This window comes from Stenotrophomonas sp. VV52 (assembly GCF_002893095.1).
GTDB lineage: Bacteria > Pseudomonadota > Gammaproteobacteria > Xanthomonadales > Xanthomonadaceae > Stenotrophomonas > Stenotrophomonas aracearum.
Genome location: NZ_PKQQ01000001.1, coordinates 124,250 through 151,210, shown reverse-complemented (window position 1 = coordinate 151,210; position 26,961 = coordinate 124,250). Strand labels below are relative to the sequence as shown.

General features: G+C 66.9%; 23 protein-coding genes. 11 read left to right on the top strand and 12 right to left on the bottom strand.

Translation table 11 applies throughout. From position 1 onward, the window contains the following. Positions 1-6 precede the first annotated feature (6 nt). From C2U58_RS03155 to prmB, 3 genes are read right to left on the bottom strand one after another with little or no spacing between them, the layout of a single operon-like run. Positions 7-1,059 carry a D-glycerate dehydrogenase gene (locus C2U58_RS03155; RefSeq protein ID WP_102944512.1) on the bottom strand — a complete coding sequence of 351 codons (1,053 nt, stop codon included), beginning with the start codon at positions 1,057-1,059 and terminating at the stop codon, positions 7-9. Beyond that, positions 1,052-2,155 carry a chorismate synthase gene (gene aroC, locus C2U58_RS03150; RefSeq protein WP_102944511.1) on the bottom strand — a complete coding sequence of 368 codons (1,104 nt, stop codon included), beginning with the start codon at positions 2,153-2,155 and terminating at the stop codon, positions 1,052-1,054. The genes C2U58_RS03155 and aroC overlap by 8 nt, the downstream gene beginning before the upstream one ends. Continuing rightward, a complete protein-coding gene (prmB, locus tag C2U58_RS03145) occupies positions 2,152-3,081 on the bottom strand; it encodes a 50S ribosomal protein L3 N(5)-glutamine methyltransferase (protein ID WP_102944510.1) in 930 nt (309 codons plus the stop codon). Before prmB ends, aroC begins: the two co-directional genes overlap by 4 nt. Positions 3,082-3,210: 129 nt before the next feature. Here prmB and C2U58_RS03140 point away from each other — a divergent pair, with 129 nt between their 5' ends. Together C2U58_RS03140 and asd are read left to right on the top strand one after the other, a co-directional pair. Beyond that, positions 3,211-3,861 carry an SCO family protein gene (locus C2U58_RS03140; protein ID WP_102944509.1) on the top strand — a complete coding sequence of 217 codons (651 nt, stop codon included), beginning with the start codon at positions 3,211-3,213 and terminating at the stop codon, positions 3,859-3,861. Continuing rightward, positions 3,858-4,700 carry an archaetidylserine decarboxylase gene (gene asd, locus C2U58_RS03135; RefSeq protein WP_102944508.1) on the top strand — a complete coding sequence of 281 codons (843 nt, stop codon included), beginning with the start codon at positions 3,858-3,860 and terminating at the stop codon, positions 4,698-4,700. Before C2U58_RS03140 ends, asd begins: the two co-directional genes overlap by 4 nt. A gap of 34 nt (positions 4,701-4,734) precedes the next feature. Here the strand turns inward: asd and C2U58_RS03130 are convergent, their stop codons facing one another. Together C2U58_RS03130 and C2U58_RS03125 are read right to left on the bottom strand one after the other, a co-directional pair. After that, the gene (locus C2U58_RS03130; RefSeq protein WP_102944507.1) at positions 4,735-5,097 is read right to left on the bottom strand and encodes a ribonuclease E inhibitor RraB; all 363 of its coding nucleotides are present in this window, start codon (positions 5,095-5,097) and stop codon (positions 4,735-4,737) included. 17 nt (positions 5,098-5,114) lie between these two features. Then, positions 5,115-6,725, bottom strand: coding sequence for a transglycosylase SLT domain-containing protein (locus C2U58_RS03125; RefSeq protein WP_102944506.1), 1,611 nt, complete (start codon positions 6,723-6,725; stop codon positions 5,115-5,117). Positions 6,726-6,860: 135 nt separating this feature from the next. Here C2U58_RS03125 and C2U58_RS03120 point away from each other — a divergent pair, with 135 nt between their 5' ends. Both C2U58_RS03120 and greB read left to right on the top strand, forming a co-directional pair. Beyond that, on the top strand, positions 6,861-8,366 hold the full coding sequence (locus C2U58_RS03120) for a helicase HerA-like domain-containing protein (protein WP_102944505.1): 1,506 nt from the start codon (positions 6,861-6,863) through the stop codon (positions 8,364-8,366). Next, complete coding sequence (greB, locus tag C2U58_RS03115; protein ID WP_102944504.1) at positions 8,366-8,872, top strand: transcription elongation factor GreB; 507 nt, start codon at positions 8,366-8,368, stop codon at positions 8,870-8,872. The genes C2U58_RS03120 and greB overlap by 1 nt, the downstream gene beginning before the upstream one ends. On the opposite strand, the gene C2U58_RS03110 is transcribed toward greB, so the two are convergent. Further along, a complete protein-coding gene (locus C2U58_RS03110) occupies positions 8,857-9,669 on the bottom strand; it encodes a DUF3025 domain-containing protein (protein ID WP_253256664.1) in 813 nt (270 codons plus the stop codon). The two genes, greB and C2U58_RS03110, sit on opposite strands and share 16 nt — an antisense overlap. A gap of 50 nt (positions 9,670-9,719) precedes the next feature. Then, entirely contained in the window at positions 9,720-11,087 is a 1,368-nt protein-coding gene (rimO, locus tag C2U58_RS03105) for a 30S ribosomal protein S12 methylthiotransferase RimO (RefSeq protein ID WP_070207647.1), read from the bottom strand. A gap of 210 nt (positions 11,088-11,297) precedes the next feature. On the opposite strand from rimO, the gene C2U58_RS03100 reads away from it, so the two are divergent. From C2U58_RS03100 to C2U58_RS20005, 3 genes are read left to right on the top strand one after another with little or no spacing between them, the layout of a single operon-like run. Continuing rightward, positions 11,298-11,969, top strand: coding sequence for a dienelactone hydrolase family protein (locus C2U58_RS03100; protein WP_102944502.1), 672 nt, complete (start codon positions 11,298-11,300; stop codon positions 11,967-11,969). Then, positions 11,966-12,388 carry an HIT family protein gene (locus C2U58_RS03095; RefSeq protein ID WP_102944501.1) on the top strand — a complete coding sequence of 141 codons (423 nt, stop codon included), beginning with the start codon at positions 11,966-11,968 and terminating at the stop codon, positions 12,386-12,388. The genes C2U58_RS03100 and C2U58_RS03095 overlap by 4 nt, the downstream gene beginning before the upstream one ends. A gap of 16 nt (positions 12,389-12,404) precedes the next feature. Further along, the gene (locus tag C2U58_RS20005) at positions 12,405-12,572 is read left to right on the top strand and encodes a DUF5668 domain-containing protein (protein WP_093533394.1); all 168 of its coding nucleotides are present in this window, start codon (positions 12,405-12,407) and stop codon (positions 12,570-12,572) included. 80 nt (positions 12,573-12,652) lie between these two features. Here the strand turns inward: C2U58_RS20005 and dcd are convergent, their stop codons facing one another. Beyond that, on the bottom strand, positions 12,653-13,225 hold the full coding sequence (gene dcd, locus C2U58_RS03090; protein WP_070207643.1) for a dCTP deaminase: 573 nt from the start codon (positions 13,223-13,225) through the stop codon (positions 12,653-12,655). A gap of 45 nt (positions 13,226-13,270) precedes the next feature. Next, positions 13,271-14,167 (bottom strand): iron-sulfur cluster carrier protein ApbC, encoded by an 897-nt coding sequence (apbC, locus tag C2U58_RS03085; RefSeq protein ID WP_070207642.1) that lies wholly within the window; start codon positions 14,165-14,167, stop codon positions 13,271-13,273. Between the two features lie 424 nt (positions 14,168-14,591). On the opposite strand from apbC, the gene C2U58_RS03080 reads away from it, so the two are divergent. Continuing rightward, positions 14,592-17,543 (top strand): TonB-dependent receptor, encoded by a 2,952-nt coding sequence (locus tag C2U58_RS03080; RefSeq protein ID WP_102944499.1) that lies wholly within the window; start codon positions 14,592-14,594, stop codon positions 17,541-17,543. A gap of 77 nt (positions 17,544-17,620) precedes the next feature. Beyond that, positions 17,621-19,663 (top strand): prolyl oligopeptidase family serine peptidase, encoded by a 2,043-nt coding sequence (locus C2U58_RS03075; RefSeq protein WP_102944498.1) that lies wholly within the window; start codon positions 17,621-17,623, stop codon positions 19,661-19,663. A gap of 66 nt (positions 19,664-19,729) precedes the next feature. On the opposite strand, the gene C2U58_RS03070 is transcribed toward C2U58_RS03075, so the two are convergent. Then, positions 19,730-21,325 (bottom strand): NAD(P)/FAD-dependent oxidoreductase, encoded by a 1,596-nt coding sequence (locus C2U58_RS03070; RefSeq protein WP_102944497.1) that lies wholly within the window; start codon positions 21,323-21,325, stop codon positions 19,730-19,732. Between the two features lie 212 nt (positions 21,326-21,537). On the opposite strand from C2U58_RS03070, the gene C2U58_RS03065 reads away from it, so the two are divergent. Beyond that, complete coding sequence (locus C2U58_RS03065; protein ID WP_253256633.1) at positions 21,538-23,634, top strand: M13-type metalloendopeptidase; 2,097 nt, start codon at positions 21,538-21,540, stop codon at positions 23,632-23,634. A gap of 135 nt (positions 23,635-23,769) precedes the next feature. Beyond that, complete coding sequence (locus C2U58_RS03060) at positions 23,770-25,779, top strand: M13 family metallopeptidase (protein WP_102944495.1); 2,010 nt, start codon at positions 23,770-23,772, stop codon at positions 25,777-25,779. Between the two features lie 99 nt (positions 25,780-25,878). Here the strand turns inward: C2U58_RS03060 and C2U58_RS03055 are convergent, their stop codons facing one another. Next, a complete protein-coding gene (locus C2U58_RS03055) occupies positions 25,879-26,547 on the bottom strand; it encodes a rhomboid family intramembrane serine protease (RefSeq protein ID WP_070207635.1) in 669 nt (222 codons plus the stop codon). A gap of 34 nt (positions 26,548-26,581) precedes the next feature. Then, entirely contained in the window at positions 26,582-26,953 is a 372-nt protein-coding gene (locus C2U58_RS03050) for an MGMT family protein (protein WP_102944494.1), read from the bottom strand. Between the last annotated feature and the right edge of the window lie 8 nt (positions 26,954-26,961).

The following is a 26,961-nucleotide window of genomic DNA, read 5'->3' as shown; positions in this document are numbered from 1 at the left end:
GGTTCCCTATCGTTTTGCGTCGATTTTTTTGCCGCCCACGGTGGCACCGCCGGCTTTCACGGCAGCGACGGCGTCGGCGTTGAGCGCGCTCGGCGGGCGGCCGGCATGCGGCCCCTGGCCCAGCGCGGCGGTCAGGTTGTCCACTGCCAGCTGCACCATCGCCCGGCGCGTGGCCTGGCTGGCACTGCCGATGTGCGGGGTCAGCACGATGTTGCGCAGCGCCAGCAGTTCCGGGCGCACGGTGGGTTCGCCTTCGAACACGTCCAGCCCCGCCGCAGCCAGGCGGCCGTGCGCCAGCGCGTCGGCCAGGGCCCGTTCGTCGACGATCCCGCCACGGGCGATGTTCACCAGGGTGGCGGTGGGCTTCATCTTCGCCAGCGCGGCAGCATCGATGATGTGGTGCGAAGACGCGCTGTACGGCAACACCAGCACCAGGTGATCGGCCTGCTCAAGCAGCGTGTCCAGATCCACGTACTGCGCGCCCACCTCCGCTTCGGTGGCCTCGGGCAGACGCGAACGGTTGTGGTACAGCGCGCGCATGCCGAAGCCCAGCGCGCCGCGGCGGGCAATGCCCTGCCCGATCCGCCCCATGCCGAGGATGCCCAGCGTGCTGCCGTGGATGTCCGCGCCGAGCATGGTCTGGAACGACCATTGCCCCCACTGGCCCTCGCGCAGCCAGCGCTCGGATTCAGTGATGCGGCGCGCGGTCGCCATCAGCAGCGCGAAGCCGAGGTCGGCGGTGGTTTCGGTGAGTACGTCGGGCGTGTTGCTGGCCAGGATGCCGGCTGCGCTGAGCGCGTCCAGGTCCAGGTTGTTGTAGCCGACACCCACGTTCGCGATGGCGCGCAGCTGCGGCGCCTGCGCCACTTCCGCCGCACCCACGCGCTCGTTGAGGGTGATCAGTGCGCCGTCGACCCCGGCCAGCTGCGCGGCCAGGGATTCCGGGGTGTAGCGGGTCACGGCGTCGGTCGTGGTGAGATCGAAATGCTGCCCGAGCTGTTCGATGACGTCATCGAACAGCGGCTGGCTCACCCAGACCTTCGGCCGCGTTTCAGCCATCGATGGACCCCGGAATGCGCGGGGTGATTTCGCCCACGTCGCCGCACTGGGCGCGGTGGCGCAGCGCCTGGTCCATCAGCACCAGCGCCATCATCGCCTCGGCAATGGGGGTGGCACGGATGCCCACGCAGGGATCGTGGCGACCGGTGGTGATGACCTCCACGGCCGCGCCGCTGGCGTCCACCGTCGCGCCGGGCAGGCGCAGGCTGGAGGTCGGCTTGAGCACGATCGAGGCGGTGACCTGCTGGCCGGTGGAAATGCCGCCGAGGATGCCGCCGGCATGGTTGCTGGCGAAGCCTTCCGGCGTGATCAGGTCGCGGTGTTCGGTGCCCTTCTGCGCGGCGCTGGCGAAGCCGTCGCCGATCTCCACGCCCTTGACCGCATTGATGCTCATCAACGCCGCGGCCAGTTCGCCGTCGAGCTTGCCGTAGATCGGCTCGCCCCAGCCCGGCGGCACGCCGTCGGCGACCACATTGACCCGCGCGCCGACCGAGTCGCCGGACTTGCGCAGCGCGTCCATGTAGGTTTCCAGCGCAGGCACCTGCTCGGCCACCGGCCAGAAGAACGGGTTGTCTTCCACCGCCGACCAGTCGTGTCCGGTCGGGGTGATCTCGCCCAGCTGCGAGAGGTAACCGCGCACGGTCACCCCGTAGCGCTGCAGCAGCCACTTCTTGGCGATCACGCCGGCGGCCACGCGCATGGTGGTTTCACGCGCGGACGAACGACCGCCACCGCGCGGGTCGCGGATGCCGTACTTCTGCCAGTAGCTGTAGTCGGCATGGCCCGGACGGAACTGCTGGGCGATGTTGCTGTAGTCCTTGCTGCGCTGGTCGGTGTTGCGGATCAGCAGCGCGATGGGGGTGCCGGTGGTGCGGCCTTCGTACACGCCAGACAGGATCTCGACCTCGTCGGCCTCGCGGCGCGCCGAGGTGTGCCGGCTCTTGCCGGTGGCGCGACGCTGCAGGTCGTGGGCGAACTCGTCGGCACCGATCTCCAGCCCCGGCGGGCAGCCGTCGATCACGCAGCCGATCGCCGGACCGTGCGATTCGCCGAAGGTGGTGACCGACAGCAGCTTGCCGAAGGTGTTGGAACTCACGGCCGTTGTGCCGCCAGTTCGGTGATGCGGGCACTGTGCGCGATCAGCTCGCGGCATTCGACCGCGAAGATGCCCATCTGGCCGACCTTGAACTCGACCCAGGCGAAATCCACCTCCGGCAGCAGCTTGATCAGGTGCTGTTCGGACTCGCCTACTTCGCAGATCAGCAGGCCGTCTTCGCTCAGGTGCAGCGGGGCGTCGCGCAGGATCTTCAGGACCAGGTCCAGGCCGTCGTCGCCGGCACGCAGGCCCATTTCGGGCTCATACGAGTACTCCTGCGGCAGCGCGTCGGTTTCGTCGTTGGTGACGTACGGCGGGTTGGTCACGATCAGGTCGTAGTGACGACCGGTCAGGCCGTTGAACAGGTCGGACTTGAGCAGGGTCACGTTGTGCGCCTGCAGGCGTTCCTTGTTCTCTTCGGCCAGGCTCAGCGCCTCGTCGCTCAGGTCCACGCCGTCCACTTCCCAGTTCGGGTAGTAGTGGCCCATGGCGATGGCGATGCAGCCCGAGCCGGTGCACAGGTCCAGCGCGCGGGTGACGTCACGGCCAGCCAGCCACGGTTCGAAGCCGGATTCGATCAACTCGGCAATCGGCGAACGCGGCACCAGGGCGCGCGTGTCGCTCTTGAAGCTCAGGCCGGCGAACCACGCCTCACCGGTCAGGTAGGCGGCCGGAATGCGCTCGTCGATGCGGCGCTGGAACAGGTCCAGCACCTGCAGCTTCTCTTCACGCAGCACGCGGGCCTGGCCATAGGCCGGGCCGAGGTCGTGCGGCAGGTGCAGGGCGTGCAGGACCAGCTGGGTGGCTTCGTCCAGGGCGTTGTCATAGCTGTGCCCGAAGGTCAGCCCGGCGGCGTTGAAACGGCTGGTGCCGTAGCGGATCAGGTCGATGATCGTATGGAGTTCGGCGGCCGTTTCGGCGGTCATGGCAGGGCAACAGACAAAGTGGCCCCAGATTATAGGCGCTGCGGCGCAGCACGGCATCCGTTGCAGTCGAAACGGTGCGGCCGCCGCCCCATCCCCTATCATGGTGGCCCCCTTCGGGAACGGGCTTACATGTTCAATCGCAATGTCGGCATCATCCTGCTCATCGCGCTGGCGGCCGGTCTCGGCCTGGTCGTGGCCCAGAAAGTGTTCGGGCCCGCGCCGGCCGGCAACCGCCCGGCCACCGAATCGATCACCTTCTATCCGCAGCCGCGCCCGCTGCCGGACTTCAACCTGGGCCAGTCCGACGGCACCCGGTTGATCCCAGGCGAGCTCAAGGGCCACTGGACCCTGGTGTTCCTGGGCTTCCTGGCCTGCCCCGACATCTGCCCGACCACCCTGGCCGACCTGGCCCAGGCCCAGAAGCAATGGGAAACCCTGCCGGACACCCTGCGCCCGCGGCTGGTGTTCGTCTCGGTCGACCCCGAGCGCGACACCCCGGCCCGGCTGGGCGAATATGTGCACGCCTTCCACAAGGACACCCTGGCCGCCACCGCCGACGTGCCCTCGCTGGAGCGGTTCGCCACCTCGCTGGGCTTCGTGTTCCAGAAGGTGCCGGGCAAGGACTTCGAGACCAACCCCCAGGACTACACCCTGGAACATTCGGCCAGCCTGGCCGTGCTGGACCCGGAAGGCAACCTGGCCGGCCTGATCCGCCCTCCTTTCTATGCGCAGGCGATTGCCCGCGACCTGAACCTGTTGACCGAGAAATCCGCCCCATGAGCCTGACCACCACGCTGAGCTACGTCCTGCCCCACCGCCTGCTGTCGTCGATGGCGCGGCGCCTGGCGTATTCCAGCAATCCGCGGATCTCGCGCTGGCTGATCGACACGGTGACCGAAAAGTTCGGGGTGAACCTGGCCGAGGCGGCCAACCCGGACCCGCGCAGCTACCCCACCTTCAACCAGTTCTTCACCCGGGCCCTGAAGCCGGGCGCGCGCGTGCCCGACGCCGATGCCCGCACCCTGGTAATGCCGGCCGACGGCCGGATCAGCCAGCTGGGCGCGATCGAAGACGGCAACATCTTCCAGGCCAAGGGCCAGTCGTTCACTGCGGCAGAGCTGCTGGGCGATGCGGGCGACGCCGAGGTGTTCCGCCACGGGCTGTTCGCCACCGTGTACCTCTCGCCGAAGGACTACCACCGCGTGCACATGCCGTGGACCGGCACCCTGCGCGAAACCGTGCATGTACCGGGCCGCTTGTTCAGCGTGGGCCCGGCAGCGGTGAACACCGTGCCGGGACTGTTCGCCCGCAACGAGCGGCTGGTGTGCCATTTCGACACCGACTTCGGCCCGATGGTGCAGGTGATGGTGGGCGCGCTGCTGGTGTCGGGCGTGGAGACAGTGTGGGGCGGAGAAGAGATTCCGGCCTATGGGGACCGGATTACCCGCAAGGATTACCGCGGGAAGGGCATTACCCTGGAGCGGTTCGCCGAGATGGCGCGGTTCAACTACGGGTCCACGGTGATCGTGTTGTTGCCGCCGGGCGTGGCGGAGTTCGCGCCGCACCTGGATGCGGAGCATGCGGTGAAGCTGGGGCAAGCCCTCGCCACGTTGAGGTAATGAAAAACGCCCCGCTTTCGCGGGGCGTCTGGTTTCAGGGATTGGCCGGGTCGTGCGCGAACTCGACAGGCCCTACGTCCATGCCGTCGTAATCCTCTACGCCGTTCGCTTCGGCCACTGCCTGCAGCTCATGGTTGCGCTGGTCCAGCGAGGCTTCGTTGTGCACTTCGATCCGCTCCACGTGCAGCACGTGGTACGGCGCTTCGTCGGCTTCCAGCTCCGGTTCGAACACTTCCACCACGATATAGCCCTGCCCTTCCAGCACCTTGGCCAGGCCGTGCAGCGGCTCGGGCGTGGTGTTGACGAAGAAGTAGCCCCACACCAGGTCACCGTTGAGATCCCAGTCGGTGTTCTCGCGGATGTTGGCGAACATGTCGTTGATTGCGGTGATATCCATCTGTAGTTCCTCGGGGGTTATTTACCGCAGCCCTGCAGCTTGATCGACTGGCCCTGGCGCAGCGCGTACGCCGGCGCCTTCAGTCCATTGGCCCTGGCCAGCTCGCGGACGTCGCAATCGAACTTGTCGGCAATCCGGCCCAGCGTCTCGCCCTTGCCGACCTTGTGGCTCTTCACCGCCTTGGGCTTGGCCTTGGCGGCAGGCACGGCGACCGGTGCGGCCGGGGCGGTCGATACCGGGGTGCTGGACTGCACGCCGGCCATCGGCACCACGCTGCCCACCGCGACGTTGCCGGTGTAGCTGGCGGCCGTCGGGCGGACGATGGCGGCGTTGAGGTCGGCGGTGATCAGGGTGCGTGCCAGGTCGGCGCGCGGCCCGCTCACGCAGTAGCGGTTGTACAGGCCGGCAATGCGGGTGGTGGCATTGATGATCGTGCCGGCCGGAATCCAGCCATCGGCCTCGTAGCGCGGGTTGAGGTTGCGCAGCGCGCGCATGTAGCCGTCGCGGGTGCCGGTGCTGCCCAGGCAGATGGTCAGCTCATAGATGGTGGTGGACTTGGCCAGGCGGATCGTGGCCGGCTGCGCGCTGACCTTGGGAAAGTCGACGCCGTACTGCTGCGGGTGCAGGTAGATCCAGGCCGCGGCGATCACCATCGGCACGTAGTCCTTGGTTTCGGCCGGGAACTGGTTGTACACGTTGTCCACCCAGAAGCTCTGGCCGACATTCTGGCGGTACACGCGCCCCGCACGGCCTTCGCCGCCGTTGTAGCCGGCCAGCGACAGTTCCACATTGTTGTTGAGCTCGCGCATGCGCTCGTTGAGGTAGCTGGCGCTGGCCTCAGCGGCGCTGCGCGCGTCGAAGCGGGTGTCGAAGCCGGTGCCATCCGGGCCCAGCCCGAAGCGGCGGCCGGTGGCCGGCATGAACTGCATCAGGCCGGCGGCGCCGGCGCGCGAGGACGCGTGCACGCGCCCGTTGGATTCCTTGGCCATGATCCCGAACAGCAGCGCCTCGGGCAGGCCGCGCTTCTCCCACTCCGGCCACATCACTGCGCGCAGGGTCTGGTAGTTCTCATAGGTGTTCATCAACGCCGGGCGCATGTCGGTCAGCCAGCGGCGGATGCCGGCCTGCACCGCCGGGTTGTACTCGACCATGTTGTCGAAGGCGTGGCGCTTGTCGTTGAGCAGCGCGGCCGCGCGTGCGGCTTCGGGCACGTCTGCAGCCAGCGGACCGACGTGGTCCGGGTCGGCTTCGAGCAGGCCGCCATCGTTGGCGATCACGTCGCTGTCGTCGCTGTCGCGGGTGTCGGCGTTGTTCTTGAGCAGCCGCTTGTAGGTCACCAGCAGGTTGCTGACCTGGCAGCCCTTCTGGGCCACGCAGTCGCTGATCACGTCTTCCATGTCCTCCAGCGCGGCGTCGCCTTCGTTCGTGCCCTTGGGGTCGGCATTGGTGACCAGCACGAGTGCGTCGGCGTAGCGCTTCTCGGCGGCGGTCATGCGCTGCTGCAGCACCTCGATCTTCGCCTTGTCGCGGGCGGAGACCCGCTGGGCATGGGCCTCGGGCGCGAAGGAGATCAGGGACGCGAGCGCCAACAACGGCCAACCACGGGCAAGCAGGACAGGAACGGGCATTTTTGGCACTGTGGGCGAAAGACAGGGCAGAGTAGCCGTGCCGCTTGTACCGGGGCAACCCGGTCAGCCCGCCTGCACCCGCTCGGGTTTAGAATCCTCCCCATTCACACAGGCCGTCCACTCAGGGAGTTGACCATGGATCCGATCCTGCTCGGCAAAGGCATCACCGACGACATCCCCGTGACCCTGCTGCCGAAGCTGGGCAACCGGCATGGCCTGGTGGCCGGTGCCACCGGTACCGGCAAGACGGTCACCCTGATGACCCTGGCCGAAGGATTCTCGCGGATCGGCGTGCCGGTGTTCCTGGCTGATGTGAAGGGCGACGTCTCCGGCCTGGCGGTGCCCGGCACGGGGACCGAGGCGCTGCTGCAGCGTGCGCAGGAGATCGGCGTGGCCGACTACGCGCCGGCCGGCAGCCCGACCCTCTTCTGGGACCTGTACGGCAAGCTCGGCCACCCGGTACGCACCACCGTCAGCGAAATGGGCCCGACCCTGCTGGCGCGCATCCTGGAGCTCAACGACACCCAGGCCGGGGTCCTGGACATCGTGTTCAAACTGGCCGACGACCGTGGCCTGCTGCTGCTCGACCTGGACGACCTGCGCGCCCTGCTCGGCCTGGTCGCCGACGAGCGCAAGGACATCTCCACCGAGTACGGGCTGGTGAGCGCGCAGACCGTGGCGGCGATCCAGCGTGCGCTGCTGCGCCTGGCGCAGGATGGCGGCGAGTCGTTCTTCGGCGAGCCGGCGCTGGAGCTGGCCGACCTGATGCGGGTCAACCATGACGGTCGCGGCGTGATCGGAATCCTGGCCGCCGACCAGCTGGTGCTGAAGCCGCGCCTGTATTCGACCTTCCTGCTGTGGCTGCTCTCGGAGCTGTTCGAGACGCTGCCGGAAGTGGGCGACCTGGAGAAGCCCAAGCTGGTCTTCATCTTCGACGAAGCGCACCTGCTGTTCGACGACGCTCCGGCCGCGCTGGTGCAGCGGATCGAGCAGGTGGTGCGACTGATCCGCTCCAAGGGCGTGGGCGTGTACTTCTGCTCGCAGTTCCCCGATGACGTACCGGCCAATATCCTGGGCCAGCTGGGCAACCGCGTGCAGCATGCGCTGCGTGCGTTTACGCCGCGCGACCAGAAGGCGGTGAAGATCGCGGCGGAGACCTTCGTGCCCAACCCGAAGCTCGACGTGGTGGCAGCGCTGTCGCAGCTGGGCACCGGCGAAGCGCTGGTGTCCACCCTGCAGGACAAGGGCATTCCCTCGCCGGTGCAGCAGACCCGGATCGCGCCGCCGCGCTGCCGCATGGGCGCCATTACCGACGCCGAACGTGCCCAGGTGCGTGCGGGCAGCCCGGTCGGCACTCGCTACGACACCGCAGTGAACCGCGAATCGGCCGCCGAGCTGCTGGCCCAGCGCGCGGCCAAGGCGGTGGAACAGGCCGATGCACCGAAGGCACGCACGCGGCAGCAGGACGAGGAACAGGAAGGTGGCTTCGGGCAGTCGATCAAGGATGCGATCTTCGGCACCAAGCGGCGCCAGGGCATGATCGAGACGATGGCCAAGCAGACCACCCGGACGGTGGGCACCAAGCTGGGCAACCAGATCGTGCGCGGGATCCTGGGCGGCATCTTCGGCGGCAAGCGCTGATGTCGCGTTGGCGTCCGCCGGCGGAAAAAAGTACGGCGCTGATCACCGCGCAGGGGCACCAGCGCCTGAAGGCCGAGCTGGACGAGCTGTGGCGGGTGCGGCGGCCGGAGGTGGTGAAAGCGCTGGCCGCTGCGGCGGCTGAGGGTGATCGCTCGGAAAATGCCGAGTACACCTACCGCAAGAAGCAGCTGGGCGAGATCGACCGTCGCGTGCGTTACCTGACCAAGCGGCTGGAATCGCTGCGCGTGGTCGACACCGTGCCGACCGATCCGCAGGCGGTGTTCTTCGGTGCATGGGTGGAGCTGGAGAACGTGGACAGCGGCGATGTGAGCCGCTACCGGATCGTGGGGCCGGACGAAACCGATGCCGGTGCCGGCTGGATCAGCATCGATTCGCCGCTGGCGCGCGCGTTGTTGAAGAAGCGCGTGGATGATGAGTTCGAGGTGGAGCTGCCGAGCGGGCGGACCGGGTTTGCGGTGGTGGCGGTGGATTACCGCGCAGATTGAATCGACGGGTACTTCCTACCCTCCCGCAATGGCCGGAAATACGCGTCCTGCGCATAAAACGCCTCATCCTGCCGAACCTCCCACCCCGGGATACCCATCAACGGCAACGGCCGCAACTCCAACGGATCGCGGAGCAGGTCCCCACGCGTGGTGGCCTTTGCAACCTGCTGCACCGCCAGCGCATCGTCACTTCCCTGCACTACTACGCATTTGCCGACCAGCAGACGGCCGGGCAGCAGTGCCTGTTCCATCAAGGCGTGGCCGATGACCGCCGCCACGGCGATGCGTCCGTCCTGCCAGGCAGCTTCGGCATCCACGAACAACGCCCGCCAGTCATGCCGGTCCCAGGCACTTACAAGCGCTGGATCCTCCACCCGCACGATCACGCCGGTTTCGTCGAACTGGGTCAGCGCCGCCTGGGCGCGGTCGCGCACGTTCGGCCCATTGGCCTGGATACGCTCGCACTGCCGCGCATTGAGCGCCTGTTTGATTGCCGGGTAGCGCGCCCAGACCAGCGCGTTGAACAGGTCGTGCCAGTTCTCGGCACGCGTAGCAATACGCCCCAGTGCGATGCGCTGTTCGTAGTGCTGGCCGTCGGCCAGCAGGCTCTCGTCCTGCGCCACCAGCCGCTTGCCTGCCAGCGCAAGGCGCTCATCAAGCGCCAACACGGTCGGCCACGCATCGGCAACCAACAGGTCGTGGTACTCCGCCATGCCGGCGAACAGCGCATGCGTGAAGCACCCGCGATCAACTTCATCGCGCGCGGGTGCAACAAAACGTCGCCGCGCCGCAGCCACTTTTTCAGGCTCGGCGCCGGCTCCGGCCGCCGCAGGGGCGGCCGCGTCGATCACAACACCTTGAGGTCGAGCTGACGGCCCACGGCGTTCGCCTCGATCAGCGCATCGCCGTAAAGGTCGTGGTCGTCGCTCTCGGTGATCTCCACATTCACGAACTGGCCCACTCGCAGCTTCGCCTCGTCGGCGTTCTGGATGTGCACCAGGCCGTCGATCTCCGGCGCATCGGCCTTGGAGCGGGCCACGGCGATGCCGTCTTCAATCGCATCGACCAGGCACTGCTGCACCGTGCCGATCTTCGCCTCCAGTCGCGCGGCGGAAATCTCCGCCTGGCGGGCCATGAAGCGCGCCAGGCGCTCCTGCTTCACTTCTTCCGGCACCGCGCCGGGCAGGTCGTTGGCGGTGGCACCGGTCACCGGCGAGTAGGCGAAGGCACCCACGCGGTCCAGCTGCGCCTCGTCCAGGAACGACAGCAGCTCTTCGAACTCGGCCTCGGTTTCGCCGGGGAAGCCAACGATGAAGGTCGAGCGCACGGTGATGTCCGGGCACAGCTGGCGCCAGCGCTGCACGCGCTCGAGGGTCTTGTCGACCGCGCCCGGGCGCTTCATCAGCTTCAGGATGCGCGGGCTGGCGTGCTGGAACGGAATGTCCAGGTACGGCAGGATCCGGTTCTCTGCCATCAGCGGCACCACGTCGTCCACGTGCGGATACGGGTACACGTAGTGCATGCGGGTCCAGGCATCCAGTTCGGACAGCCCTTCGCACAGCGACTTCATGCGGGTCTGGTAGGCCTTGTCGCGCCACATGCGCTCGGCGTACTTCACGTCCACGCCGTAGGCCGAGGTGTCCTGCGAGACCACCAGCAGCTCCTTGACCCCGCCGCGCACCAGCCGCTCGGCTTCGCGCAGCACCTCGTCCACCGGGCGCGAGACCAGCTTGCCGCGCATCGAGGGAATGATGCAGAAGCTGCAATGGTGGTTGCAGCCTTCGGAAATCTTCAGATAGGCATAGTGACGCGGGGTCAGCTTGATGCCGTAGTCCGGAACCAGGTCCACGAACGGGTCGTGCTTGGGCGGCAGCGCGGCATGCACCGCCTCCATCACGCTGGTGTAGTCCTGCGGACCGGACACCGCCAGCACGTCCGGATAGGCCTTGCGGATCTCTTCCGGGCGCTTGCCCAGGCAGCCGGTGACGATCACCTTGCCGTTGGCGTTCATCGCCTCGCCGATGGCGTCCAGCGACTCTGTCACCGCCGAATCGATGAAGCCGCAGGTGTTGACCACCACCACGTCGGCCGAATCGTAGGAGGGAACGATGTCGTAGCCCTCGGCCCGCAGCTGGGTGAGGATGCGCTCGGAATCGACAAGGGCCTTCGGGCAGCCAAGGCTGACGAAGCCGACTTTGGGGTTCAGCTGGGACATGGATCGCGGGACTCTGGGGGCCTGGGCCCATGCCGGAATGGCGTGGGGACCTGGGGCCGGAAACGGCGGCAAGTATACCGGCGTTGGGGCCTCGGCCCTGAATGCATCGACTGTCCGGGCAAGGCCAACCGCCAAGGCGTGCATGGCCGCGACGCCCCGCTAACCCGGCCGGGCCCGATAATGAACGCCTGAACCAATCGGAGTCCGGCAATGGGTGAGTGGGTTACGTTCGATACGCATCATGGTCCGGTCCGGGCCTGGCAGGCCCTGCCGGATGGCAAGCCGCGCGGGGGCCTGGTGGTCATCCAGGAGATTTTCGGCGCCAACGCGCACATCCGCGAGGTGGCCGAGGGCTTCGCCGCCGAAGGCTATGCGGTGCTGGCGCCCTCGTTCTTCGACCTGCTGGACGGCACCGGGGCCGATCCCGACGCCCTGCCCTACGACCCGGACGGCGTGAAGCAGGGCCTGGCGCATGTCACCGCACTGGGCATGGAAAAGGCGCTGGAGGTGGTCCGCGCGGCCGCTTCGCGGCTGGCCCCGTCCGGCAAGGTCGGCACGGTGGGCTACTGCTGGGGCGGCAGCGTTGCCCTGCTCGCGGCCCTGCGCCTGGGCCTGCCCTCGGTCAGCTACTACGGCGCGCGCAACACACAGTTCCTGGATGAGCCGGCCAAGGCCCCGGTCATGTTCCACTTCGGCGCCCAGGACAAGAGCATTCCGCCCGAAGCCGTCCAGGCCCACCGCGAAAAGCTGCCGCAGATGGCCACCTTCGTCTACCCGGCCGACCACGCCTTCAATCGCAGCGTCGGACACGCGTATGATCCAGACAGCGCCGCCCTGGCGCTGCAACGCACCCTGGACTTCTTTTCGGAGCATCTTGGATGAGCGATTTTGAACTGGATTCACGCCTGGCCGCCAACAGCGTACTGGTGGACGAAGGCCCGCTGTCGCAAGTGCGGTTGATGAACGACGAACGTTTCCCCTGGCTGGTGCTGGTGCCGCGCGTGACCGGCATCACCGAATGGATGGAGCTGAGCGGCGACCAGCAGGACAAACTGCGCATTGAACTGTCCCGCGCCAGCCGGGCCCTCAAGGGCACCGACGGGGTCGAGAAGATCAACATCGCCACGCTCGGCAACATCGTGCCGCAGCTGCATTTCCATGTGGTCGGTCGGCATAACGGCGATCCGCTGTGGCCGGGCCCGGTGTGGGGCAACGGCCAGCCGCGCAAGTTCGACGACGCGGTGCTCAAAGAGCATGTCGCGATGTGGAAGGAACGGCTAGGATATTCGCCCCAGCCCTAAGCGGACCCTGCCCCTGATGCGCTCCAACCTCGTCGCTGCCATCGTCCTGATCCTCGTCGGCCTGTTCCTGCTGGCCAGCAACCTGGGCTGGACCAACATGAACCTCGGTCGCCTGATCCTTACCTGGTGGCCGGTGATCCTGGTGGCGGTGGGGATCGGGCTGTTGTTCGGTCGCGGGAAATAACGCGTTCGGCGGACACAAAAAAGCGCGGAGCGATCCGCGCTTTTTTTGTTTGCGTCAGCCGGGCAGAGCCCGGCGCTACATCAGGTGCGCGGCAGGGTCACGCCGGTCTGGCCCTGGTACTTGCCACCGCGGTCCTTGTACGAGGTCTCGCAGACGTCGTCGCTGTCGGCCTGGAAGAACAGCATCTGGGCCACGCCTTCGTTGGCGTAGATGCGCGCCGGCAGCGGCGTGGTGTTGCTGAATTCCAGGGTGACGTGGCCTTCCCACTCCGGCTCCAGCGGGGTCACGTTGACGATGATCCCGCAGCGCGCGTAGGTGCTCTTGCCCAGGCAGACCACCAGGGTGTCGCGCGGAATGCGGAAATACTCCACGGTGCGCGCCAGCGCAAAGCTGTTCGGCGGAATGATGCATTCGTCGCCGACGATGTCCACGAAGCTGCCCGGGTCGAAGTGCTTGGGGTCGACGATCGTGGAGTTGATGTTGGTGAACACCTTGAACTCGCGCGAGCAGCGCACGTCGTAGCCGTAGCTGGAGGTGCCGTAGCTGACGATGCGCTGGCCGTTGGCCTGCTTGACCTGGCCCGCTTCGAACGGCTCGATCATGCCGTGCTGTTCGGACATGCGGCGGATCCAGCGGTCACTCTTGATGCTCATGGGGGTCCTGGGTGTGGGGCGCGGTGGGCACTGATTCTAAACAGCTCAGAGCAGCGAGGACAGGATCGGGATGCTGGCGCGCGGGCGCTTGGCCACCTCTTCCACCAGCCGCTGCGCGGCACGCAGGTAGGCCTGCGCGGCCGGGGAGTCCGGCGCGGCGGCGGTGATCGGGGTGCCGACATCGCCCTGTTCGCGGATGCCGATGTCCAGCGGCAGCGAGCCCAGCAGCGGCACGCCGTACTGCGCGGCCATGCGCTCGCCACCGCCGTCGCCGAACAGGTGCTCGACCTGGCCGCAGTTGCTGCAGGTATGCACGGCCATGTTCTCGACGATGCCCAGCACCGGCACTTCCACCTTTTCGAACATCTTCAGCGCCTTCTTCGCATCCAGCGTGGCGATGTCCTGCGGGGTGGTGACGATCACCGCGCCGGCCAGCGGAATCTTCTGGGTCAGGGTCAGCTGGATGTCGCCGGTGCCCGGCGGCAGGTCGATCAGCAGATAGTCCAGGTCGTCCCACAGGGTGTCGTTGAAGAACTGGGTCATGGCCGAGGTCGCCATGGGGCCGCGCCAGATCATCGGTGTCTCGTCCTCGATCAGGTAGCCGATCGACATGGTCTCCACCCCGAACGCACGCAGCGGCTCGATCGACTTGTTGTCCGGGCTTTCCGGACGGCCGCTCAGGCCCAGCATCATCGGCACGCTGGGGCCGTAGATGTCCGCGTCCAGCAGGCCGACCCGGGCCCCGAGCTTTGCCAGCGCCACCGCCAGGTTCACCGCCGTGGTGGACTTGCCCACCCCGCCCTTGCCCGACCCGACCGCGATCACGTTGCGGACGCGCGGATGAAGGGACAGCCCCTTCTGCACCTGGCTGGCATGGGGACGTCGAGACGGGCTGGCACTCACTGCGGGCACTCCGGAAAAGCATTGCGGGAAGCCGCCCATGATAGAGCAGCCGACCGACGGGCGCGGAGGACTGTCCTGCGTTGTCCGAGGCCTGTCCTGTAGCGCCCCGACCGGTCATCAAGCAGACATCTACGGATTCGGATGGCGCATCCGGCCAAAAACTAAACCGTGCATACGTCACAGTATTGAAAAATTGGTTTCAGGCAAAACCAATAGAAGGTCTTTCATAAACAGGTAGTTGCATTGCAAATGAGAATGAAATCTTTCATTTGCCTATCCTGTCTTTATGACTTCCTGATGAACAGTTGACAGGCCGCGTTAAGGGTGTGTTAACTTCAAGTCATCAGCGCGTGAAGCTGATATTCAGGGGCAAGACACCCATCGCAGACCGCCCGCCACCTCGGCGCCGCAGGTCGCAGTCACCGGGGTTTTGACGACACATCCGTTCCAAGGGGATCCACAGATGATGAATCGCAAGTCGCTCAGCCGTAACCCGCTGAGCTTCGCACTGGCCAGCGTGCTGGTGCTGGGAGCGTCCGCTTCCGCTTATGCGCAGGACAGCGCCAGCTCGACCCAGACCGCTGAAGAAGCGGCCAAGGCCAAGGCCACCAATCTGGAAGCCGTGACCGTTACCGGTTCGCGCATCAGCCGTGACGTGTTCAACTCGGTCTCGCCGGTCCAGGTCATCACCCGCGAAGAAACCACCCTGGCCGGCTTCCAGTCGACCGCCGGCGTGCTGCAGAGCACCGCCGTCACCGCCGGTGCCGCGCAGATCAACAACGCGTACGGCGGCTACGTCACCAACGGCGGCCCGGGCGCCAACACCGTGGGCCTGCGTGGCCTGGGTCCGACCCGCACCCTGATCCTGATGAACGGCCGCCGCATCGCACCGGCCGGCTCGCGCGGTTCGGTCGGCGCCACCGACCTGAACGTGCTGCCCGACGCCATCGTCGACCGCGTGGAAGTGCTGAAGGACGGCGCCTCGTCGATCTACGGCTCCGACGCGGTTGCCGGCGTCATCAACATCATCACCAAGAGCAAGATCGACGGCGTCACCTTCGAAGCGCGCCAGACCGCCACCGACGGTGGTGGCGGTGAAGAGCGCCGCTACGCGATCGTGGCCGGCAAGACCGGTTCCTCGGGCCACATCTCCGGCTCGTACGAGTACTACAACCGCGACGCGCTGACCCTCAACGACCGCGAATGGACCCGCTGCAACACGGACTACCGTCGCCTGCCCACCGGCGGCGGCTGGGGTGGTGCCGACACCATCGACCCGCTGACCGGCCAGCCGAAGTGCTACCCGATCACCGGCACCGGCTCCAACGGCGTCACCATCAACACCATCGGTACCCAGAACCTGACCGGCGTTGCCGCCGCAGGCGCGCGTGGCACCACCTTCAACCGCTGGCGCCCGAACTCGGCGGTCAGCACCGGCCTGGTCGGTTTTGAAGGCGTGGGCGGTGGCCAGACCACCAACAGCAACATCCGCGACACCTACGACCCGCGCACCCTGAACCGTTCGCTGATCTCCGGTGCCGAAACCCACACCGCCTACCTGCAGGGCGGTTACGACCTGGGCTTCATGGGCGACGCCGAGTTCTACGGCGAACTGCTCGGCAGCCGCCGTGAGTCCGAACAGACCGGTTACCGCCAGCTGTCGCTGGACTACCTGCGCGGCAGCCCGCTGATCCCGGCCAACCTGGCTTCGTCGAACTTCGGCGGCGGCGTGGGCGTGCGCGCCTTCATCGGCTTCGGCAACGACAAGAGCTCGCAGAAGGTCGACTTCTTCAAGGGCACCGCGGGCGTGCGTGGCCACGTCAGCGACACCTGGGACTACGACTTCTACCTGAGCCATGCGCGCTCGGACGCCGACTACACCATGCAGTCGTTCCTGACCGACCGCCTGAACCAGAGCCTGCGCGTGGTCTCCAACGGCGCCGGTGGCTTCAGCTGCGTGGACCCGTCCAATGGCTGCGTTGCCGCACCGCGCCTGACCAGCGCCGTGATCGGCGGCGAGCTGCCGCGCGACTGGGTGAACTACGTGTTCCGCCCGGTCACCGGCAACACCCTGTACACCGAAACCACTGCCAACATCTCCTTCAGCGGCCCGCTGTTCTCGCTGCCGCACGGTGATGTCCAGGCCGCCATCGGTGCCGAGTACCGCCGCGCCAAGATCGACGACACCCCGTCGATCGATTCGATCAACAACAACCTGTACAACCTGACCTCGTCCACCCCGACCCGCGGCAAGGACGCGGTGAAGGAAGTGTTCGGCGAGTTGGAAGTGCCGGTGCTGTCGGGCGTGACCGGTGCCGAGGAGCTGACCTTCAACGCCTCCGCGCGTTGGACCGACTACGACTCCTACGGTTCGGACCAGACCTACAAGATCGGCGGCCTGTGGACCCCGGTCAGCTGGGTGTCGTTCCGTGCGTCCTACGGCACCTCGTACCGCGCTCCGGCGCTGTTCGAACAGTTCCTGGGCGCCACCAGCGGCTTCCTGAGCAACCAGGTCGACCCCTGCAACACCTGGGGCAACGATCCGGGCACCCCGCTGGCGCGCAACTGCGCCTCGGAAGGCCTGGCACCTGACTTCCAGGCCACCCAGTCGGTCGCGGTCATCCAGGCCGGCGGCGCCGAAAGCGGCCTGAAGGCGGAAACCTCGAAGAACTTCACCGGTGGCATCGTGCTGCAGCCGGAGACCCCGGCCTCGTGGGGCGACTTCTCGCTGGCCGTGGACTACTTCGACATCAAGGTCGAGAACGGCGTCTCGCGCGCCGGTGGCGCCAACATCCTGGACCTGTGCTACAACAGCCCGGACTTCCGCGATGGTGGTGGCTTCTGCCGCCTGGTGGACGCGCGCAACCCGGTCAACAACGCGCTGACCGTGCATGACAGCTACGTCAACCTGGCCAACGACAACGTGCGCGGCCTGGACTACACCCTGCGCTACACCCGCGACATCGGTCCGGGCGCCCTGCGTGCCACCGCCCAGCTCACCCGCTTCCTCGAACAGTCCAACAAGCTGTTCCAGGACGATCCGCTGATCGACTACAACGGCATGCTCAACACCCCGGACATGACCGGCACGCTGGACGTGGTCTACAGCTGGGACAAGTGGCGCGTCCGCTACGGCCTGGAGTGGATCAACGCGATGCAGAGCTACGACTACTACGAACTGGACCCGGCAACCTCGGTCTACAAGTTCGACGTGGCCAGCTACTTCCTGCACTCGCTGTCGGCCGAGTACAAGGCCGACACCTGGTCGGTGATCGCTGGCGTGCGCAACCTGCGTAACGAAGAGCCGCCGGTGATCTCGTCGGGTGCGTACAACCGGGTCGGCAACGCCCCGCTGTACAGCGGCTATGACTACGTCGGCCGTACCTACTTCGTGAACATCAGCAAGAGCTTCTGATAGCAGTACAGGACCGCCGCCCGGCTTCGGGCGGCGGTTTTTTTTTGCCTACCGAATGTTCCAGGAAGGAGTAGTTGATGCGTTTGAAATCCTTGGGCCTCGCCGCACTGGCGATCGCACTGGCGTCCCCGCTGCCCGCGCTGGCCAGGCCGACCGTGCCGACCATCGAACAGATGGCCGCATTCCCCGACGTCTCCAGCCTGTCCCTGTCGCCCGACGGCAAGCAGATCGCCGGCCTGCAGGCACGTGGCGAAGACCGCGTGATCCTGGTCTGGAAGACCGATGCGCTGGACGCGGCGCCGACCGTGATCGGGGCCGGCCGCATGAAATTCCAGGGCGTCAGCTTCATCAAGAACGGCCTGCTCGCGGTGACCCTGTGGCAGCCGTTCGACCTGCGCACCGACCGCCTCAACAAGACCTTCATCAGCAAGTTCTTCATCACCGACACCGAAGGCAAGCAGTGGAAGGAGCCGATCAGCCCGCCGCGCGCCACCAGCCGCAATGAAGAGCTCGAGCAGGCGCTGTCCAATTCCAGCGTGCTCGACACTCTGCCCAACGACCCGGACAACATCCTGGTGATCAACGGCTCGGGCAGCAACTCCGGCGACGTGTACAAGGTCAACCTGCGCACCTTCAGCGCGCAGCGCATCCAGAAGACCGAAGAGCGCGTGGCCGGCTACGTCACCGACCTCAACAGCGAACTGCGCGCGCGCCTGCGCCAGGACCTGGACGGCACTGGCGCCTACATCGCCACCGAGTTCCGCAACCCGGCGACCAATGCCTGGGAAGAGCACTTCCGCTCGTACGTGAAGGACCGCGACATCACCCAGGTGGTCGGCTTCGCCGAAGACCCGAACATTGCCTTCATCCAGAGCAACGTCGGTCGCGACAAGACCGTCATCTACGAATACGACATCAGCGCGCGAAGGCAGAAGGAAGTGCTGTTCGAGCACAAGTTCTTCAACGCCGGCAGCGTGGTGCTGAACCGCTACAAGGGCGTGGACGGGGTTCCGTTTGGCGCGCTGCTCGGCGTTGGCTACAGCGGCCCGCGCCAGAATGAGATCCAGTGGACCGACCCGACCTTCAAGGCGCTTGAACAGGGCCTGCGCCAGGCCCTGCAGATCACCTCCAGCGAGGTGACGTTGATCGACCCGGCCACGGGTCAACGGGCCACCACCGCGCTGGACACCGGCAAGGCGATCCGCCTGCTGGATTACAGTGCCAACCTGAAGACCTTCCTGGTGTCGGTGTCCGGCCCGGCCGATCCGCCGGCCTATTACCTGTTCAACAAGGGCCAGCTCACCCTGTTGGCCCGCACCTACCCGAAGCTCGATCCCGCCGCACTGGGCAGCACCCGCCTGGTCTATTACAAGGCGCGCGACGGGCTGGACATCCCGGCATTCCTGACCACCCCGAACACCGAGCTGTGCGGTGCCGGCCCGTGGAAGGCGGTGGTGCATCCACATGGCGGCCCGTGGGCACGCGACGGCATGGACTTCGACGGTTCGATGTGGGTGCCCCTGATGGCCTCGCGCTGCATGGCCGTGCTGCGCCCGCAGTTCCGTGGCTCGGCCGACTGGAGCCGCAAGCTGTGGATGGCCGGCGACGCCGAGTGGGGCCAGAAGATGCAGGACGACAAGGACGACGGCGCCCAGTGGATGATCGACCAGAAGATCGCCCAGCCCGGCCACATCGCCATGTTCGGCTTCTCCTACGGCGGCTACTCGGCGTTCGCTGCGTCGGTGCGTCCCAATGGCCTGTACAAGTGCGCCATTGCCGGCGCCGGCGTGTCGGACATCAAGAAGATCTGGTCGCGGTTCTACACCAACCCGTTCTTCCGCCAGGCCCAGGCCAAGACCGTGGCCGGCCTGAACCCGCTGGACAAGGCCGGCGAGATCAAGATCCCGCTGATGGTCTACCACGGCGACCGCGACCGCACCGTGCCGATCGAACAGTCCGAATGGTTCGTGGCCAAGGCAAAGAACTCCGGCCAGCCGGTCGAGTACCACGCCATCGCCGACTACGCGCACGGCCCGGCCTGGACCCGCGGGATCATGGGCGACCAGCTCAGGCTGATCGACGACTACCTCGGCAAGGGTTGCGGCGGCGGCGGGCTTTAAGGCGCCGGTTGGTACCCGTGTCCTCGCAGACCCAACATCGGCCACCTTCGGGTGGCCGATGTCATTTCAGCCCGAGAGAATCACCTTCGCCGCATTGTGCCCGGGCGCCCCCGTCACGCCACCACCGGGGTGCGTGCCTGCCCCGCACAGATACAACCCCGGCAGCGCCCCGCGATAATCCGCCTGCCCCAGCATCGGCCGTGCACTGAACAGCTGGTTGAGGCTCAGCGCACCGTGGAAGATATCGCCGCCGATCAGCCCGAACGTGCGCTCCAGATCCAGCGGACTCAACGCCTGACGGCCCAGCACCAGATCGGCAAACCCCGGCGCGTGCCGGTCCACGGTGGCGATCATCAGATCCGCCACCTCCTCGCGATGGTCATCCCAGCTGCGCCCACCCGGCAGCACCGGTGCCACGTGCTGGCAGAACAGACTGGCCACATGCTGTCCGGGCGGCGCCAGCGAGTCGTCCAGGGTGCTGGGAATCAGCAGCTCCACGATCGGTTCGCGCGACCAGCCGAACTGTCTGGCATCGGTGTAGGCGCGCTCCATGTACGCCAGGCTCGGCGCGATGATGATGCCGGCGGTGAGGTGGTCCCCTGCCCCCGGCAATACGCTGAATGACGGCAGCGCGGACAGCGCCACGTTCATGCGGAAGGTGCCCGATGCGCACCGCCAGTTGGCCATGCGTTCGCGCGTGGCGATCGGCACCTGCTCCGGCGCAAGCAGCTGCTCGTACAGCAGCTTGGGATTGACGTTGGCCACCACGGCACGCGCGCGGATGCGTTCGCCGTGCAGCGTTTCCACCCCGACCGCGCGGCCGTGTTCGACCAGCACCCGCGCCACCCCGCAGTCGGTACGAATCTCCGCACCGGCGGCGATGGCAGCGCGCGCCATCGCCTGCGTGATCGCGCCCATGCCACCCATCGCGTGGCCCCAGGCCCCCTTGACGCCGTTGCTCTCGCCAAACGCGTGGTGCAGCACTACATAAGCGGTACCCGGCGCCTCCGGGCTGGCGTAGTTGCCGACGATGCCGTCGAACCCTAACAGCGCCTTGACCGGCTCGCTGTCGAACCAGCGGTCAAGGTACTCGGCAGCGGAAATGGTGAACAGGTCCAGCAGCTCCTGACGCAGTGCCGGCGGCAACCCGTGCAGTCGCCGTCCGAGCTGACCGGCCTGCCACAGTGCTGGCAGCTGGGTCAGCCAATGGCCGTCACCCACGTTCGGCGGCGCCTGCAGGGCCAGGTCGCGCAGCACGTCGGCAAAAGCTTCCAGGCGACGCTCGAACGCGGGCAGGCGCTCGGCGTCGCGCGCGGAGAAACGCGCGACCTCGGACCGGGTCAGCCCGGCACCGGCCAGCAGGTAGTCGCCCTGCAGCGGCAGGAAGTTGTTGATCCGGCGGGGAACCACGCGCAGGCCATGCTCGGCCAGCGCCAGCTCCTGGATGATGCGCGGCTGCAGCAGCGATACCGTATAGGACGCGACCGAATTGCGGAAACCGGGATGGAACTCCTCGGTGACCGCCGCGCCCCCGACCACCCCGCGCCGCTCCAGCACCAGCACGCGGCGCCCGGCCCGGGCCAGGTAGGCCGCGCAGACCAGGCCGTTGTGCCCGCCGCCAATGATGACCGCATCCCACCCACGCGCGTTGGAAGTGCCCATGGACGGTTGTATACACCGGCGCGCAGCCGCTTGTCCTGCGGTGGCAGTCGCGTGAAGACCTGTCACGGGGTGGCGGCTTGTGTTCGGCCATGACCTTCGACACCCTTGCAGGCCGGTCCAGCGGCGTATCGTCTGGCCCACGGCCCCGGGTGGGGCCACCCTGAAAGATTCTTCGGCCCGGAGGCCAACACGTGATCTCTCGCACTCCCAAAATGATTCTGCTGACCCTGGCCGTTTCGGCCGCGCTGGTCGGCTGCGGCAAGAACGAAGCACCGGCTACGGACAGCGCGGCCTCCACCGCCACCCCGACCGCCGCTGCCCCGGCCGCCACCGAGTTCAAGCTCGACGAAAGCAAGCTGCCGGCCTACAACGCCTTCCACCCGTCCGACCTGGACAAGAGCCTGGACGCCTGCACCGCGTTCGGCGACTACGTGAACAGCAAGTGGCTGGCCGCCAATGAGATCCCGGGCGACCGCACCAGCTGGGGCGCCTTCACCATCCTGGACGAGCGCTCGGTCGCCGTGCAGCACCAGCTGGCCGAACAGGTCGCGGCGGTGAAGAACCCGACCGGCATCGAAAAGATCGTCGGCGACTTCTGGGCCACCGGCATGGACGAAGCCAAGATCAACGCGCAGGGCATCGAGCCGATCAAGGCCGACCTGGCCGCCATCGACGCGCTGCAGGACAAGGACGCCATCGCCAACTACCTGCGCACCAGCGCGGCCAAGGGCGAGAACGTGCTGTTCGGCTTCGGTCCGGAAGCGGACTTCAAGAACTCCTCGCAGAACATCGCCTACGCCAGCCAGGGCGGCCTGGGCCTGCCGGACACCACCTACTACACCGACGCCAAGAACGCCGACAAGCTGAAGGCTTACCAGGCGCACGTGGCCAAGGTGCTGGAACTTTCCGGCGCGACCGCTGAAGACGCCGCCAAGCAGGCTGCGGACGTGGTGAAGTTCGAAACCCGCCTGGCCAAGGCGTCCAAGTCCAGCGAACAGCTCTCGCGCGACGTGTCGCTGTACTACAACCCGGTCAGCGTTGCCGACGCGGACAAGCTCACCCCGAACTTCAGCTGGACCGAGTTCTTCAAGGCGCAGGGCATCGCCGCGCCGGAGAAGTTCTCGCTGGCCATTCCCAGCTTCCACCAGGAAGTGAGCAAGGCGCTGGGCGACACCGACCCGTCGGTGTGGCGTTCCTACCTGCGCTTCCGCACCATCGACGGCGCCTCGCCGTACCTGTCCGACGCCTTCGCCGACCAGAACTTCCAGTTCTACGGCAAGACCCTCAACGGTCAGAAGGAAATGAAGCCGCGTTGGAAGCGCGTGCTGGGCACCATCGAGAACGATGCCGGCGAAGCGTTCGGCCAGCTGTACGTCAAGGTCGCCTTCTCGCCCGAATCCAAGGCCAAGATGGAAGAGCTGGTCAAGAACCTGGCCGCCTCCCTCAAGGAGCGCATCCAGGGGCTGACCTGGATGAGCGACGAAACCAAGGCCAAGGCCATCGCCAAGTGGGAAACCTTCACCCCGAAGATCGGCTACCCGGACAAGTGGCGCGACTGGAGCGGGCTGACCACCGGCCGTGACAGCTACTTCGGCAACGTGCGCGCGGCCAACGAGTTCAACTACAAGTTCGCCCTGTCCAAGATCGGCAAGCCGGTCGACAAGACCGAGTGGGGCATGACCCCGCAGACGGTCAACGCGTACTACAACCCGCTGCAGAACGAGATCGTGTTCCCGGCCGCCATCCTGCAGCCGCCGTTCTTCGACCCGAAGGCCGACGACGCGCTGAACTACGGCGGCATCGGTGCGGTGATCGGCCACGAAATGACCCACGGTTACGACGACCAGGGCAGCCGCTTCGGGCCGACCGGCAACTTCGAGAACTGGTGGAGCGAGGCTGACACCAAGAACTTCAGCGGCCTGACCGGCAAGCTGGTCAACCAGTTCGACGGGTACAAGGTGGGCGACACGGCGGTGAACGGCAAGCTGACCCTGGGCGAGAACATCGCCGACCTGGGTGGCCTGGCGACCGCGTACGACGCCCTGCAGAAGGCCAGTGCCGGCAAGGATGACCCGATGGTGGACGGCCTCAGCCGCGACCAGCGCTTCTTCTTCAACTGGGCCACCGTGTGGCGCACCAAGTACACCCCGGAAAACGCAGCGGTCCGCCTGAAGACCGATCCGCACGCCCCGGCCGCGTTCCGTGCCATGGGCGCGCCGTCGAACCTGCCGACCTTCGCGAAGGCGTTCGAGTGCAAGCCGGGTTCGCCGATGGTCCGCGCCGGCGACAAGCAGGTCGTGATCTGGTAATCCATCACGTCCCTGCGTGATGCGTGAATGCGCATGAAGGCCCGGGCACTGCCCGGGCCTTTGTGTTTGCATGCGGCGTTTTCATTGGGTCTTGCTATAGTGCGCCGGTCTTCAATCCTTCCGGATTTGCTTCGCATGCCCAACCTTCGTCCGCTTGCCATCGCCCTGGGTCTGGGCCTGGCCACCCTGGTCGTCACCGACGCCTCCGCCGCCCCGAAAAAGAAGGCTGCCAGCCGCGCACCTGCCGTTGCCGCGCAGTGCAGCGACTTTCATGACGTCACCAATGCCGGGTGGTTGAAGGCCAACCCGGTGCCGCAGACCGGCGCCACCACCGCGCTGGGCCAACTGGCCGAACGTACCCGCGTGCAGCAGCGCGAACTGCTGGATGGCGCGATGAAGGCGCCGCAGGGCAACGTGCAGAAACTGCTGGGCGACTTCTGGGCCAGTGGCCTGGACGAAGCCGCGGTGGAGGCCGATGGCTCGCAGCCGATCGCCCCGCTGCTGACCCGCATCAACGCGATCAAGAAGGCCAAGGACGTACCGGCCTCGATCGCCGCGCTGCACCAGGTCGGCATCCCGGTGGCGTTCAACTTCGCCCCGGACATCGACCTGAAGGCGCTGGACCGCCACATCGGCTACTTCATGCAGGGCGGCATGGGCCTGCCCGACCCGGCCTTCTACACGCGTACCGACGCCGACACCGTGGCCCTGATGGCCCGTTACCGCGCCTACGTCAAGCAGATCCTGGCGCTGACCGGCACCAAGGCCGCCGACCTCGACGCCGAGTCGCAGGCGGTGATCGCGCTGGAAACCGAGCTTGCGCGCAACGCGCAGTCTCTGGCCGGCATCAACAACCCGTTCAACAACTACGCGCCGATCTCCACCAAGGAGCTCAACAGCCGCTACCGCAACCTGCAGCTGGACGCCTTCCTGAAGGCGCAGGGCGTCAACGACGACCTGGTCTCGCTGTCCGACCCGGCGCTGTTCAAGGCGCTCGACGGCATGGTCACCCGGATCAAGCCCGAGCAGTGGAAGGCCTACCTGCGCTGGCGCGTGGGCGACGCGATGGCGCCGTACCTGTCCAAGGCCTACCGCGATGCCGAATTCGAATTCCGCGGCCGCGTGATCCGTGGCGAGACCATCGCCCCGGCACGCTGGGAGCAGGTGCTCGACGCCATCAACGTGGCTGCCGGCCCGATGGTCGGCCGCGAATACGCCGCGCGCCATCTGTCGGCTGAAGACCGCCGCCAGGCGGCAGTGATCGCCGACAAGATCCGCGAAACCCAGATCGAAGCGGTCAAGGCCAACAGCTGGCTGAGCGCGGAAGCCAAGACCGAAGCGCAGGCCAAGCTGGCCGCGATGAAGATCGAGATCGGTACCCCGCTGCGCGACCTGGACTACAGCGTGCAGCCGATGGGCCGTGGCAGCTTCGGCAGCAACATGCTGATCGCCTCGACCTGGCGCCACCGCGAAGAAATGAAGCGGATCGGAAAGGGCAACGCCGACCGTCGCTGGGACGTGCTGCCGCAGCAGCCGGCGCTGGCGTATGACATCGCGCAGAACCGCCTGATCGTCACCGCCGCCGCACTGCAGGGTCCGATCTTCAACGCCAAGTCCGACACCGCCGACAAGTACGGCAGCTACGGCGCGCTGGTCGCGCATGAGCTGACCCGTGCGATCGACGCCAAGGGCTCGCTGGTGGATGCCAAGGGCGAGCTGCGCAGCTGGTGGACCCCGGCCGACAAGACCGCCTGGAACCTGCTGGGCAACCGCGTGGCTGCGCAGTTCAGCGGCTACGAGTTCCCCGGCGTGAAGGGTGCCAAGGTCAACGGCGAACTGACCCGCGAAGAAAACCTGGCCGACCTGGCCGGGCTGGAGCTGGCATGGGCGGCGTACAACGCCGTGGAGCCGGGCGCCAAGCCGGCCACCCAGCAGGGGTTCTTCCGCGCGTGGGCCAGCCTGTGGCCGCAGCAGCTATCGCCAAACGAAGCCGCGCAGCGGCTGACCTCGGACACCATGGCCCCGGGCAAGTGGCGCACCAACGGTCCGCTGTCGAACCTGCCGTCGTTCGGTGCCACCTACAGCTGCAAGCCGGGCCAGCCGATGCAGCGCGTGGAAGGCGACCAGATCAAGGTCTGGCGCTGAGGTAACCGCGGGATACGCGGAGCCGGGCAGAGCCCGGCTCTACGCTCGGAAATGCCGCGATCCTGGTCGCGGCATTTTTCGCTGTGCGTTCAATGTCGATTACACGCTGCGCAGATGGTTGGGCCGCTTCGGTCCGCCCGGGGGGCGCCGCTTGAACGGCGGTTGGCCGCGCCAGTAGCGGATCAGCAGCCAGCCGAACAGCATGCCGCCCAGGTGCGCGAAGTGGGCCACGCCCGGCTGCCAGCCGGTCGCGCCCAACACCAGTTCCATCACGCCGAACACGATCACGAAGGTGCGTGCCTTCATCGGAATGGGCGGGAACAGCAGCATCACGCGCTGGTTCGGGAACAGCATGCCGTAGGCCAGCAACAGGCCGAACACGCCACCGGAGGCACCAAGCACGGTGGCCGGGTCGGTCAGCATCGCGCCGACCAGCAGTTGGCACAAGCCGGCGCCGGCCACGCAGACCAGGTAATAGGTGAGGAAGCGCTTCTCGCCCCAGGTCTGTTCCAGCGGCGCGCCGAACATGAAGAGCGCCAGCATGTTGAAGAACAGGTGGCCGAAGCTGCCATGCAGGAAGCCATAGGTGAGCAGCTGCCACGGCTGGAAGTTGCCGCCCGGCGAGAACGGGTCGAAGCCACCGCGCAGCGGTTGCAGCATGAACGGCTCGAAGGTGCCGTTGCCGAGCAGGAACGGCTGCTGCAGCAGGAACAGCACGATGTTGGCGATCAACAGTGCCTTGGTAACGGTGGGCAGTCGCGGAAACATGGGGGCATCCTTTGGAACCGGGCCCATCATAACGTCAGCCCGGGCCCCACACCGCAGCATCCAGGTCGTCTTCGGCCCGGGGCATGTGCTTGACCCGGCCGCGCTCCATCACCACGCCTTCGGCGCGCAGCCGCTGGTTCTGCTCGCGCCAGCCGCGCGAGCCTTCCGGCATGGCGATCCGACCGTCCGAGCGCAGCACCCGGTGCCAGGGCAGCTCCGGGTCGTCGTTCATGCCCAGCACCCGCGCGGTCAGCCGGGCCCGGCCCGGCAACCCGGCCTTGGCCGCGACCTGGCCGTAGCCCATCACCTGCCCGCGGGGGATCGCGCGGATCACCGCCACGATCCGCGCACGTGCCTGCGCGGCGGCATCGGCCGCGTCGTCGGCGCTGGGCGAGGACTTTTTCATGCGCGGGA

Excerpts from the sequence above, each read along its gene's own strand:
- C2U58_RS03125 (WP_102944506.1), bottom strand. The coding sequence starts at position 6,725 with ATGCCCGTTCCTGTCCTGCTTGCCCGTGGTTGGCCGTTGTTGGCGCTC.
- C2U58_RS03140 (WP_102944509.1), top strand. The coding sequence starts at position 3,211 with ATGTTCAATCGCAATGTCGGCATCATCCTGCTCATCGCGCTGGCGGCC.
- C2U58_RS03060 (WP_102944495.1), top strand. The coding sequence starts at position 23,770 with ATGCCCAACCTTCGTCCGCTTGCCATCGCCCTGGGTCTGGGCCTGGCC.
- C2U58_RS03065 (WP_253256633.1), top strand. The coding sequence starts at position 21,538 with ATGATTCTGCTGACCCTGGCCGTTTCGGCCGCGCTGGTCGGCTGCGGC.
- rimO (WP_070207647.1), bottom strand. The coding sequence starts at position 11,087 with ATGTCCCAGCTGAACCCCAAAGTCGGCTTCGTCAGCCTTGGCTGCCCG.
- C2U58_RS03095 (WP_102944501.1), top strand. The coding sequence starts at position 11,966 with ATGAGCGATTTTGAACTGGATTCACGCCTGGCCGCCAACAGCGTACTG.
- C2U58_RS03070 (WP_102944497.1), bottom strand. The coding sequence starts at position 21,325 with ATGGGCACTTCCAACGCGCGTGGGTGGGATGCGGTCATCATTGGCGGC.
- C2U58_RS03055 (WP_070207635.1), bottom strand. The coding sequence starts at position 26,547 with ATGTTTCCGCGACTGCCCACCGTTACCAAGGCACTGTTGATCGCCAAC.
- asd (WP_102944508.1), top strand. The coding sequence starts at position 3,858 with ATGAGCCTGACCACCACGCTGAGCTACGTCCTGCCCCACCGCCTGCTG.
- C2U58_RS03050 (WP_102944494.1), bottom strand. The coding sequence starts at position 26,953 with ATGAAAAAGTCCTCGCCCAGCGCCGACGACGCGGCCGATGCCGCCGCG.
- C2U58_RS03130 (WP_102944507.1), bottom strand. The coding sequence starts at position 5,097 with ATGGATATCACCGCAATCAACGACATGTTCGCCAACATCCGCGAGAAC.
- C2U58_RS03155 (WP_102944512.1), bottom strand. The coding sequence starts at position 1,059 with ATGGCTGAAACGCGGCCGAAGGTCTGGGTGAGCCAGCCGCTGTTCGAT.
- C2U58_RS03100 (WP_102944502.1), top strand. The coding sequence starts at position 11,298 with ATGGGTGAGTGGGTTACGTTCGATACGCATCATGGTCCGGTCCGGGCC.
- prmB (WP_102944510.1), bottom strand. The coding sequence starts at position 3,081 with ATGACCGCCGAAACGGCCGCCGAACTCCATACGATCATCGACCTGATC.
- C2U58_RS20005 (WP_093533394.1), top strand. The coding sequence starts at position 12,405 with ATGCGCTCCAACCTCGTCGCTGCCATCGTCCTGATCCTCGTCGGCCTG.
- apbC (WP_070207642.1), bottom strand. The coding sequence starts at position 14,167 with ATGGGCGGCTTCCCGCAATGCTTTTCCGGAGTGCCCGCAGTGAGTGCC.
- C2U58_RS03075 (WP_102944498.1), top strand. The coding sequence starts at position 17,621 with ATGCGTTTGAAATCCTTGGGCCTCGCCGCACTGGCGATCGCACTGGCG.
- C2U58_RS03120 (WP_102944505.1), top strand. The coding sequence starts at position 6,861 with ATGGATCCGATCCTGCTCGGCAAAGGCATCACCGACGACATCCCCGTG.
- greB (WP_102944504.1), top strand. The coding sequence starts at position 8,366 with ATGTCGCGTTGGCGTCCGCCGGCGGAAAAAAGTACGGCGCTGATCACC.
- C2U58_RS03080 (WP_102944499.1), top strand. The coding sequence starts at position 14,592 with ATGATGAATCGCAAGTCGCTCAGCCGTAACCCGCTGAGCTTCGCACTG.
- dcd (WP_070207643.1), bottom strand. The coding sequence starts at position 13,225 with ATGAGCATCAAGAGTGACCGCTGGATCCGCCGCATGTCCGAACAGCAC.